General features: G+C 67.3%; 7 protein-coding genes and 3 tRNA genes. 7 read left to right on the top strand and 3 right to left on the bottom strand.

The window, feature by feature from the left end; translation table 11 throughout:
- The first annotated feature begins 1,181 nt into the window (after positions 1-1,181).
- The 6 genes from NJ1_RS35105 (at position 1,182) to NJ1_RS35085 (ending at position 3,343) form a co-directional block, all read left to right on the top strand.
- Positions 1,182-1,847, top strand: coding sequence for a TetR family transcriptional regulator (locus NJ1_RS35105; protein WP_067703737.1), 666 nt, complete (start codon positions 1,182-1,184; stop codon positions 1,845-1,847).
- 93 nt (positions 1,848-1,940) lie between these two features.
- A tRNA-Glu gene (locus NJ1_RS35100) sits at positions 1,941-2,013 on the top strand.
- Between the two features lie 33 nt (positions 2,014-2,046).
- Positions 2,047-2,120, top strand: a tRNA-Asp gene (locus NJ1_RS35095).
- A gap of 36 nt (positions 2,121-2,156) precedes the next feature.
- Positions 2,157-2,230: transfer RNA gene (locus NJ1_RS35090), tRNA-Phe, on the top strand.
- Between the two features lie 87 nt (positions 2,231-2,317).
- Positions 2,318-2,491, top strand: a complete 174-nt coding sequence (locus NJ1_RS39915; protein ID WP_169813244.1) for a hypothetical protein — start codon at positions 2,318-2,320, stop codon at positions 2,489-2,491.
- Positions 2,492-2,584: 93 nt separating this feature from the next.
- Positions 2,585-3,343: a polyprenol monophosphomannose synthase gene (locus NJ1_RS35085; RefSeq protein WP_067703735.1), complete on the top strand. Its 759-nt coding sequence runs from the start codon at positions 2,585-2,587 to the stop codon at positions 3,341-3,343.
- Here NJ1_RS35085 and NJ1_RS35080 read toward each other — a convergent pair.
- A complete protein-coding gene (locus tag NJ1_RS35080; RefSeq protein WP_157574530.1) occupies positions 3,340-4,899 on the bottom strand; it encodes an HAD-IB family hydrolase in 1,560 nt (519 codons plus the stop codon). The genes NJ1_RS35085 and NJ1_RS35080 overlap by 4 nt on opposite strands.
- Positions 4,896-7,310: a glycerol-3-phosphate 1-O-acyltransferase gene (locus NJ1_RS35075; protein ID WP_067703732.1), complete on the bottom strand. Its 2,415-nt coding sequence runs from the start codon at positions 7,308-7,310 to the stop codon at positions 4,896-4,898. The genes NJ1_RS35080 and NJ1_RS35075 overlap by 4 nt, the downstream gene beginning before the upstream one ends.
- 208 nt (positions 7,311-7,518) lie before the next feature.
- Here NJ1_RS35075 and NJ1_RS35070 point away from each other — a divergent pair, with 208 nt between their 5' ends.
- On the top strand, positions 7,519-8,853 hold the full coding sequence (locus tag NJ1_RS35070) for a salicylate synthase (protein ID WP_067703729.1): 1,335 nt from the start codon (positions 7,519-7,521) through the stop codon (positions 8,851-8,853).
- Between the two features lie 198 nt (positions 8,854-9,051).
- Here the strand turns inward: NJ1_RS35070 and NJ1_RS35065 are convergent, their stop codons facing one another.
- Positions 9,052-9,930 carry an oxidoreductase gene (locus NJ1_RS35065; protein WP_067703726.1) on the bottom strand — a complete coding sequence of 293 codons (879 nt, stop codon included), beginning with the start codon at positions 9,928-9,930 and terminating at the stop codon, positions 9,052-9,054.
- Positions 9,931-10,049: the final 119 nt, after the last annotated feature.

The following is a 10,049-nucleotide window of genomic DNA, read 5'->3' as shown; positions in this document are numbered from 1 at the left end:
AGCTCTACCAACTGAGCTATAGGGGCGCGGGATGAGAGTTTACGGTGCGGTTCGCACATCTGTTAAATGAGTATCCGATTGTGTTCGGGCGCCGGATATTTGTGCAGGTCACCCCGGACGGGCGGGGGACGCGCCGGGCGATTCGGGAGGGTTCGGGGGGTTGTCCGGTCCGGCGCGGCCGGGGTGGGTGGACGCGGGGGTGGGGCATATCGGACCGGTCGGCTGACCGGTCGTGCCTATCGGCTGACTGCTCGTGCCGATCGCGGGGGTCCCGGGCGAGGCGGCGGTGGGACGGGAGGACGATGAGCCGGTGAGAGTGCGGACCGGTCGGTGGGGGCTGTGAGACCGCGCGGAGAGCGAGAGCGGACCCTGTGGTCCGTGGCACGGTCCGGGCAGGGGCCGACGGGGTCGGGGGCCGGGTTTCGTCATGTCCGGGTGCGCTCGCGCGCCGGGCTGGGTAAGCGCCCGCTGATCTGCCGCATCCTGCACGTTCGGCAAACGCGTTGCCAGCCAATTTGTTTCGTGGGCTCCGGATGCGAAACTCATCCAATGGTGATGTGTGGCAAGCATTTTGGTGTGGGGGGTGGGAGCGGATGAAAGTTGGCCGGGGGCTGGGGTTTCGGTCCGACGCCGTCGCGGTGTCCGCGAGCCGGTTCGGTCCGGGTGGGGTCTCGGCGACGAACATCTCTGGGATATGGGCGAATTCGCCCTTTCGGACCAAACGCCCATGCGGTAACTGGTCAATTGCGGCGATGGATAGGGGGCGTGCTGGCTAACTGACTTTCCGGTACACCTCACGCGGGGTGCGCTTTCCGGGTAACTTGACCGACTGGTGAATTCCCGAGGAACTGGGATTGCCCCGGCGGCACGGGATTCGGCCTATCGTTGATGTGCCCGAACGTGTCGCGACCGGTCTGGCCGATCGCGGCAACAACACATTGAGGCTGCGGGAGGCGACCAGAGACGTGAAGCCCGGATGTGCAACCCTGCGGCGCACCTGGGCGGGAAAACTTATACCCGTTGGTGTGTTTCAAGTTTTTCGCGCTTTTTCGTACCAAAAGTTTGGTAATTCGGGCAGAAGCCCGTTCAAAAGTATTTGAAAGACACGTAACTTTGCGTCGGGGATTGTTCCTATCCGGGGGCAGTTCGCGGCGGTAGCTAGCTTCGGAGGCGTTTCGAGCATGGCACGGCAGCAAGAGCGGGCCCGCCGGACACGCGCGGCGATCATCAGGTCGGCCGCCGTTGAGTTCGGCAAGAGCGGCTATGCCGCTGCATCGCTCAACCGCATATTGGAAGGATCGCGAGCCACCAAGGGCGCGATGTACTTTCACTTCGACTCCAAGGAGGATCTGGCGCGCGCGGTGCTGGAGGCGGCAGTCGACCGTTACCGCGTATCGACCGAAAGATGGCTTGCCAGAAGTGATCTCGGTCCGTTGGACATCCTGCACGGCATGATCGACGAGATCGCGCTGCGTTTGGAGAACGACATAATCATCCAGGCGGAGTTCCGGCTCATCATCGAACCGGAGTTCTACCGCGACATACAGGCCGGCGGCGGTCGTATTCTCGGGCGGTCGATCCGGCTGCTCGCGGTGCGCGCCACCGAGCACAAACAGCTTCGCCCGGACGCCGATCCGGACCGCTTCACCCGGACTTTGGCGGCCGCTCTGGCGGGCCAGCGCTACATCACCGACGTCCTGGGTGGTCCGACCGATCTGCGCTCCCGCTTCACCGAGGCACTCGAGGTGATCGTGGACGCCACCTCGACACCGGAGTGGACGGAGGAGTTCCGGCGCGTGGGCTGGCGGGTGTCCGCCCGACTGGAAGACCTCAATTTGGGAGTCTGACCAGCAGATTTGGGAATCGAGCGGATGCTGTCATAAGCTATCTCCGCTCCCAACGGAAGCCGTTGAGCATAACGGTCCGGAGAAATCCGGCGGGCCCCCTTCGTCTAGCGGCCTAGGACGCCGCCCTTTCAAGGCGGTAGCGCGGGTTCGAATCCCGTAGGGGGTACATCGGTCCAGTGCCGTTGTAGGAGCAGAGCAAGGCCCTGTGGCGCAGTTGGTTAGCGCGCCGCCCTGTCACGGCGGAGGTCGCGGGTTCGAGTCCCGTCAGGGTCGCAAGACAGTCAAGACCAGGTGTCTCCGGATGCCTTCGGCCAGGTAGCTCAGTTGGTACGAGCGTCCGCCTGAAAAGCGGAAGGTCGCCGGTTCGATCCCGGCTCTGGCCACACTATCCGAGCAGGCCGCACCCCCAGGGTGCGGCCTTCTTGCGTGTTAGGGGTTTCAGCTCGTGATCTTGGTGGGATGCTGGAAGCATGTCTGACGCTGAGGAAAACGGCTGGTACTACAACCTGGACACGCACCAGGCCGAGCAGGGCAAGCAGGGCTGGGTGGGAAATCGGATGGGTCCGTACCCCGACAAGGCCACCGCGGAACGGGCTTTGGAGATCGCGCGCGAGCGGAACAAGCGCGCGGACGACGACGACTGATTTCCCCGGGCCCTCTCTACTGGGCGCTCGAGACGCGCGGACGCGGACCAGGTACGGTTTCGTGAGCAGAAACGACGAGGTGTGCGCCGGTCCATGCGCGCGTCCGGCGAGAATCGAGCGGGAGGGCAAGCCTTGAAGGTGACCGTGGTGGTGCCGACCTACAACGAGCGGGAGAACCTGCCGGTGGCGGTCGAACGGCTGACCGCGCTACCGGTGGCCGACCTGCACGTGCTGGTCGTGGACGACAATTCCCCAGACGGCACGGGCGAGGTGGCCGACAAACTGGCCGCCGACCTGCCGAATCAGGTGGGCGTCCTGCACCGCACCGAGAAGGACGGCCTGGGCCGCGCCTACATCGCCGGCATCACCCGCGCCCTGGACGAGGGCGCGGACGTGGTGATCCAGATGGACGCGGACCTGTCCCATCCCGCCGAGGTCATCCCGGCCATGCTGGAGAAGCTGGAGACCACCGACGCGGGCGTCGTGCTCGGATCCCGGTATGTCCCCGGCGGTTCCACGGCCGAGGAGTGGAAGTGGTACCGCAAGGCGCTCTCGGCCTGGGCCAACTTCTACGTGAACCTGCTGCTTCGCTTGGGCGTCAAGGACGCGACCGCGGGCTTCAAGGCGTGGAAGGCCGATACCCTGCGCGCCATCGACGTCGCCTCGATCAAGAGCAACGGCTACTCGTTCCAGGTGGAGATGAACTACCGGACGGTCAAGCAGGGCATCGTGATCGCCGAGGTGCCGATCCGTTTCGAGGAGCGGACCGTCGGCGCGTCCAAGATGAGCCTGAAGGTGCAGTTGGAGTCGGCGCTGATGCCGTGGAAGCTGCTGTTCGGCCGCCAGGTCTAGTCCGAGCCCGAGTCCGAGTCCGAACCCGGTTGCGGCTCGGTCTCCGGCTCCGGCCAGTTCAGCAGCGTGTCCGCGAACAGCTGCCGGACGCGTTCCACGTCCGCGTCCATGTGCGCGGGGTCCCAGCCGCTGACGTCGATGGGCGCCAGCACGGCCACGTCCACGACGCCTTTGCGCACGATTGCCGAATTGCGCCAGGCGATTTCGCCCGCGTTGCGGATCACCACCGGGATGACCGGCGCCCCGGCCTGGGTGGCGATGTGGAACGCGCCCTTCTTGAACGGTCCGATCCGAGGGGTCAGTGAGCGGGTCCCCTCGGGCGCGACGACGATCGAGAGCCCGCCGCGCAATGTCTCCACGACCGGGGCCAGCGCGGCCTTGGCGGCCGTGGAATCGGCGCGATCGATGAAGGTCACCTCGACCAATCGCATGAGCGGTCCGAATATCGGATTGCGGGTGACTTCCTTCTTCGCTATTCCGGTGAATCCGGTGCCGAGCACCTCGGCCAGTACCACGATGTCGAATTGACTTTGATGGTTGAAGAGAAAAACGGCGGGCCGCGGCGCGCGGGTATTCTCGATGCCCGATATCCGAACTCGCACACCGGTTCCGCGCAGCGTGGAATCCGCCGCGTGGGTCAACATCGAATCGGCCATCTGCCGCCGCTGTTTCGTGTGCGCTTTCGCCGCGACGCCGAACAGTGCCCCGCCCACCAGTGCGGTGACACCCGATAGCGTGCGCGCGTAATCCAGTGCACGCGGTGATTGCCGGGGCCGGAAATGTAATACCGGCCATTGCTTTTCGGCGGCTTCGAGAACGACGCGCGGATCCGGATTGACGGCGGTGGGCCGCCCGCCGAGTTGCAGCAGCGGTAGGTCCGGCGCGCTGTCGGCGTAGACCCAGCTGCGCGTGAGATCGAGACCGTGGGCGCCGGAGTATCGGCGCACCGCCTCGGCCTTGCCGTTGCGCCACAGCGGCTTTCCGTCCACGTGCCCGGTGAGCACGCCGTCCTGCACGCTCATGCTGGTGCACAGCACGACCCCGATGCCGAGTTCGTCGGCGACCGGCTGCACCTGATACCGGGTGAGCGAACTGACCAGAATCAGGGTGTGACCGGCGTTCTCGTGCTCGCGCACCAGTCGCCAGGCCTCCGGATACAGGTGCCCGTACACGCTGCTGCGGAACAGTCGCGTGCCGAGTTCCTCCAGTTCGCGCTCCGGTACGCCGGCCCAGCTGTGCATGGCGTTCTGCAGGAAGCGCTCGTATTCGCCCTCGCTGCGCGCGCCGCGAATGCTGCCGAGCATGGCGGCCGTGAGCGCGCGCCGATCGCCCCCGAGTATCCGGCGCACCAGTGGGGGCGGATCGAATCCGGCCACCACGGTGCCGCCGAAGTCGAAGACCGCGGCGATCCCCGGCCCCCGCGGACCGGAGCGGATGGCGGCGACGGCGTCGTCGAGGCTCCGGGAGCCGGCGGGCAGGTCGGCGAGGCCGCCACCCGGTGCGGGGGGATGGATGGCCAGCGCGCCGTGCGGATCGCCCGAAGCCCGGTGCGTCATAGCGAGTCCTGCCGGTTGGAGGGGTCCAGCGTGGCGGCGCGCGAGATGCGACCGCTGATGCCGCGCAGTTCCTCGGCGAAGCGAATTCGGCGGGCGCGCAGGTCTTCCGGATCGTCGCCGCCGAGCAGGTGGTGATTGTCGGCGAGTTTGAGTGCGCTGCCGAACAATTCGGAGGAGACCGATTCGGGACTGTGCAATCGCTGTTGCAGCAGCATCTGTTTGCCGACCAGCAGACATTCCTCGAGGAACGCCTTCTTGTCCAGGGCCTGGGCGGGATCGCGCGCGGCCAGTCGTTCGGCGACCACCAATTGCGCTTCGAAGAAGGAGCGCAATACGCGGTGCGCCATCATGAAACCGGATTCGGCGAGCTTGGCCAGGATTTCCGAGCCGACGGTCCCGGCCGCGGTGCGTCGATGCCACTCCGGGTCCACCAGCAGCATCTCGGTGGTGAGCTGACTGGTGAATTCGGCGCGCTCGGGGAAGAAGAATTCGAATTTGAGCAGATCCCGCAGCCGGTAGGCGGCCTCCCAGCCCACCCGCAGCTGATCGCCCTCGGGCGCTTCGACCGCCGACATGATGGCCAGCTCGAGAATGGCGCGATTGACGAACCAGTGCACGGCGCTGTTGCGGTAGAAGGCCGCCTCCAGGTGCGCGCCCGCGCCGATCGAGTAGACCGCCTCCATGCCGCCCCGGTAGACGGTGACGACCTTGGCGATGGCGAGCTGCTCCAGCACGACCGCGAGGCCGTGATCGTCACGCAGCGTGGCGAGTTCGCCGCTCGGCAGGTCGCGGCCCTCGATGTAGGCGAGCACCGGGTCGATGGCGGTGTGCAGTTCGATGCGGGTGAGGGCGCGTTCGTGCACACCGAGCAGTACCAGGGTGGTGAGGGCGTTCACGGTGATGGGCGTGACGGCGTTGATGCCGACCGCCACTTCGAACGCGAGCTGTTGTACCGCACGGTGTTCGAGCTCCTCGCGATCCGGCGCGGCGCTGGGTCCCTCGTCCGCCACGGCGATGATCTGCGGGCTCGCAACGCTTTCGGCGGCGGCGTACCGACCCAGCGGGTCGCCGTGCACGGCGAGGCGATCCCGCGCCGAGAGCGGTTCGCCGAAGCGGACGTACACGTGCCCGGCCGAATGCTGCTGGTTGCGCACGTATCTGGCGAGCCAGGCCAGTCCCTCGGCCTGTTTGCTGCCGCCGGTCTGCTCGTCCGCGATCGCGCCGATCTCGTTGAGCCGCTCGTAGGTGATCGAGACCGGCACCAGCATGACGTCGTCGATACGGGACGAACGCAGTGCCGCGGCAAGATAGTTGAGCAGACCGTAGCGCGGGGGCCGCAGTTTGCCGGTGCGGGTGCGCCCGCCCTCGAAGTACCACTCCAGGTTGAAGCGCTTGGCCAGCAGGTAGGCGAAGTACTCCTCGACGACAGCCTTGTACACCTCGTCCTCGCCGAAACTCCTTCGGATGAAGACGGTTCCGGTGCGCCGGGCGATCGGTCCGAGCGGCCAGAAGCTCAGGTTCGCGCCGCCGACGACATGGTTCGGCGGAAAGTCGTTGTGCGCGAGAATGTCTCCGAGCACGAACGCGTCCACATAGGACCGGTGCGAAGGCAGGAACACCAGTGGATAGCGGCGGTTCAGCGCACGCAGCCGATCCAGCCCGGTCTCGTCGGAGTCGACCTTCCAGGTGGAGGCGTGCACCGGCCGCATGGCCTGGGTGAACAGATCCGACACCAGTCGGCTCTGCGCGGCGACGAGTTCGCGCAGCCCCTTCTCCGCGCGCCGATGCACCTCGCGCGAGGCGGTTCCGGTGTCGGCGGCGATGACGTCGAGCCGTCGCAGGAATTCGGGGGAGTCCAGGATCTCCTCGATGACCAGTCGCGGCACCTTGTAGCGATCGCCGATGACGGCGCGTTCGGCGCGTTCGAGGGCGACGATGCCCGCGCGCACGATGGCCCGGGCGAAGGCCTCGGGCGCTCCGGCCGCGCCAGGGTTGTTGGCCCGCAACTCGCTCAGGCGCGCGGGCTGCCCGGTGAGCACGAGGTGCCGGTCCGGGGCCTTGGCGATCAGCCTGCGCTGCATGAGTCGGTTCGGCTTGCGCGGGTTGGACAGGGTCAGCAGGTCGGAGAAGGTGGTGCGGCGCACGCCGTCCCGCTCGGGCGGCAGCCACAGCACCCGGACCGGGACCACCAGCGGATCGTCGCTGCGTCCTACCAGTCGGTGCGCGACGGCCTCGGGATCCAGATCCATCTGGGTGACGGGGGCGGTGGTCCCGAATTCCTGGGCGATGCCGCCCTCGGCGAGCCAGTTGCCGACGAGTTCGCGTTCGACCCGTCCGGCGGCTTCGACGAGGGCCACGATGGAGCCCGGCGGAGTGGCAGCTTCCGGCAGCCGACTGTCGTGATCGAGCATGGCCGTGTCCCTCCGCCTGAGCGCTGTAGCAAATCCCATTCAAGCCGAAAACCTGTCGGCTGGTTGGCGGAACTCGCTGGGTAGCCGTGCGAATCGGTGTGGCGGTGGGCGGGAGTGGTGACGTAGGCCTCCATTCTTCTTCACCTATTGAAGAAAGGTAATGCTAACCTCACCACCTAGGTAAGGTAAGCATAACCTTGGAGGACTGGTGTCGGTCACGGACGAACGGGTACGGCTCGCGGGTGAGCAGCAGTGGGGCGAACACGTCACCGATCCGGTCGCGGCGATGTCCGCGCTCGCGGCGGCTGATCGTTTCGGTGAGTACGTGGTGTACGAGAAGCCCGGCGAATGGGTGTTCGCCGCGGACTCGATCGGCGGCGTGGAACTGGACGCGGACCAGCTGCGGGTGAACTGGGACGGGCGCACCAGCACCGGGCCGTGGACGGGCAGCCCCGCCCAGGCCGTCGACAGGGCGCTCGCGGAACTGCCGCTGGCCGGTCGCAATGCCTACGGCTGGATCGGATTCGAGTTCTGTGCCTGGTCGCTGGGTGCGACCGCGCACGTGCACCCGCGAGCCACGCTGGCGCACTTGATGATTCCCCGCATCGAGGTGCGCATCGACGAGACCGGTGTGCGGGTATCGGGCGCGACCCCCGCGGAGACCGGGGACATCCACCAGCTCATCGCGGACTCGCAGGGCGCACCGCTGCCGCAGGCGCATCCGGTGGACGTGAGCGTGGATCCGACCGGCTATCAGGATCGCGTCGCGACCGGCGTCGCGGAGATCCACAGCGGGAAATACCAGAAGGTGATTCTGTCGCGGAAGGTGAATCTTCCCTTCCCCGTGAACATTCCGGCCAGCTACCGGCTGGGCCGGGTGAACAACACCCCCGCGCGCTCGTTCGTCCTGCGCCTGGGCGGGCTCGAGGCCGCGGGCTTCAGCCCGGAGCTGGTGGCCTCGGTGGACCACGATCGGGTGGTGACCACCGAGCCGCTCGCGGGCACCCGGGCCTTCGGGCGCGGCGCCGAGGTCGACGCGGCCGCCCGCATCGATCTGGTCAGCGATCCGAAAGAGATCGTGGAGCACGCCATTTCGGTGCAGACGTCCTTCTCGGAGATCGCCGCGGTCGCCGAACCGGACACCACCGCGGTCTCGGATTTCATGGCGGTGCGCGAGCGCGGCAGCGTGCAGCACCTCGCCTCCACCGTGAAGGGCCGCCTGGCCGCCGACCGCAGCCCCTGGGACGCGCTGGAGATGCTGTTCCCGTCGGTCACCGCCTCGGGCATCCCGAAGGCCGCCGGCGTCGACGCGGTGTTCCGTCTCGATCACGATCCGCGCGGACTGTATTCCGGTGCGGTCGTGACGGTCTCGCCGGACGGCGCGATGGAGGCCACCCTGGTGCTGCGTGCGCTCTATCAGACCGGTGAGGGCGCGTGGCTGCGCGCCGGCGCGGGCGTGGTCGGGCAGTCGCGGCCCGAACGCGAATTCGAGGAGACCTGCGAGAAGCTCGGCAGCGTCGCGCCGTACGTGGTGCGCGCCTGATCTGCTCGCACATCCGGTGCGGCCTCTGCTGAACCGAACGACCTTGGCACGAGCCGGAATTCGCAAGTGGCGGATCCCGGCTCGACCTGCGTCACCGGCCGGACGTCACGCTGGAACCCGGCTCGGGTCGATGGCGTGGCTCGATCACCCGTCCGGAGACCGGATGCGCGGCGGCGGCCGATCCCGTCCGGGCCCGACTCATCGAGCGTGCACCGGGAATTCGGTGCCGGTGAGGCGTTCGGCGAGTTCCCACAGCAACTGCGCGGTCTTCTCGTCCTTGGACGCGTCGTTGGAGCCGACCCGGGTCGGATGTCCGCGCCAGTCCAGCCATCGCGGCCCGTAATAGGCGCCGGGCTCGACCTCGGCGGTGGCGGCGTACAGGGTCGGCAGCGCACCCATCTCCGCGCTCTGCGCGATCAGCCGATTGCCGAGCCCGACGATCTGCTCGAGCAGGTTCTGGGTCTCGGAGGAGATCTCGGTGGCCGCGTACCCGGGATGCGCGGCGAGCGCCAGCTTCGGCGAGCCCGCGGCCAGCAGCCGCCGCTGCAGCTCGAAGGTGAACTGCAGCATGGCGAGCTTGGACTGCGCGTACGCGCCGAATCGCGAGTAGGAGCGGTGTTCCCAGTTCAGGTCGTCCAGATCGATGCGGCCGATCAGGTGCGTGAGGCTGGACAGGTTCACCACGCGATCGGAGATCCGGTCCAGCAGCAGCGCGGTCAGCGCGAAGTGGCCGAGATAGTTGGTGCCGATCTGGGTTTCGAAGCCGTCGATGGTGGCGCCCTTGGGCACCGCCATCACCCCGGCGTTGTTGATCAGGACATCGGCGCCCTCCACCATGTCGGCGAAGGCCCGCACCGAGGCCAGATCGGCCAGATCCAGGGGTCGGATCTGCACCTGCCCCGCGATGGTCTTGGCGACCGCCTGCGCCTTGATCTCGTTGCGGCAGGCCATGATCACGTGTGCCCCGGACGCGGCCAGGGCGCGTGCGGTGGCCGCGCCCAGCCCGCTGGTGGCGCCGGTGACGATGAACGTCCGCCCGCTCTGGTCAGGGATATCCGCTGTACTCCACCCACCCATAGAAGAACTCTATGATGCGCGCCGGTGCTGTGCCCCCCGAACCGCGGTGAGGAAATACACAGTGCCGCAGCGGGTCCGCTCAGCCGTACTCGACATGCGCGAGGCCTGGATCTGTGGTC

It is taken from the genome of Nocardia jejuensis NBRC 103114 (assembly GCF_001613145.1).
GTDB classification, from domain to species: domain Bacteria; phylum Actinomycetota; class Actinomycetes; order Mycobacteriales; family Mycobacteriaceae; genus Nocardia; species Nocardia jejuensis.
Note: the sequence above shows the minus strand (reverse complement) of the source record. Positions and strands in the feature narration are given on the sequence as shown.

Coding starts and splice junctions, on each gene's coding strand:
- NJ1_RS35105 (WP_067703737.1), top strand. CDS start 1,182: ATGGCACGGCAGCAAGAGCGGGCCCGCCGGACACGCGCGGCGATCATC.
- NJ1_RS39915 (WP_169813244.1), top strand. CDS start 2,318: ATGTCTGACGCTGAGGAAAACGGCTGGTACTACAACCTGGACACGCAC.
- NJ1_RS35085 (WP_067703735.1), top strand. CDS start 2,585: ATGCGCGCGTCCGGCGAGAATCGAGCGGGAGGGCAAGCCTTGAAGGTG.
- NJ1_RS35080 (WP_157574530.1), bottom strand. CDS start 4,899: ATGACGCACCGGGCTTCGGGCGATCCGCACGGCGCGCTGGCCATCCAT.
- NJ1_RS35075 (WP_067703732.1), bottom strand. CDS start 7,310: ATGCTCGATCACGACAGTCGGCTGCCGGAAGCTGCCACTCCGCCGGGC.
- NJ1_RS35065 (WP_067703726.1), bottom strand. CDS start 9,930: ATGGGTGGGTGGAGTACAGCGGATATCCCTGACCAGAGCGGGCGGACG.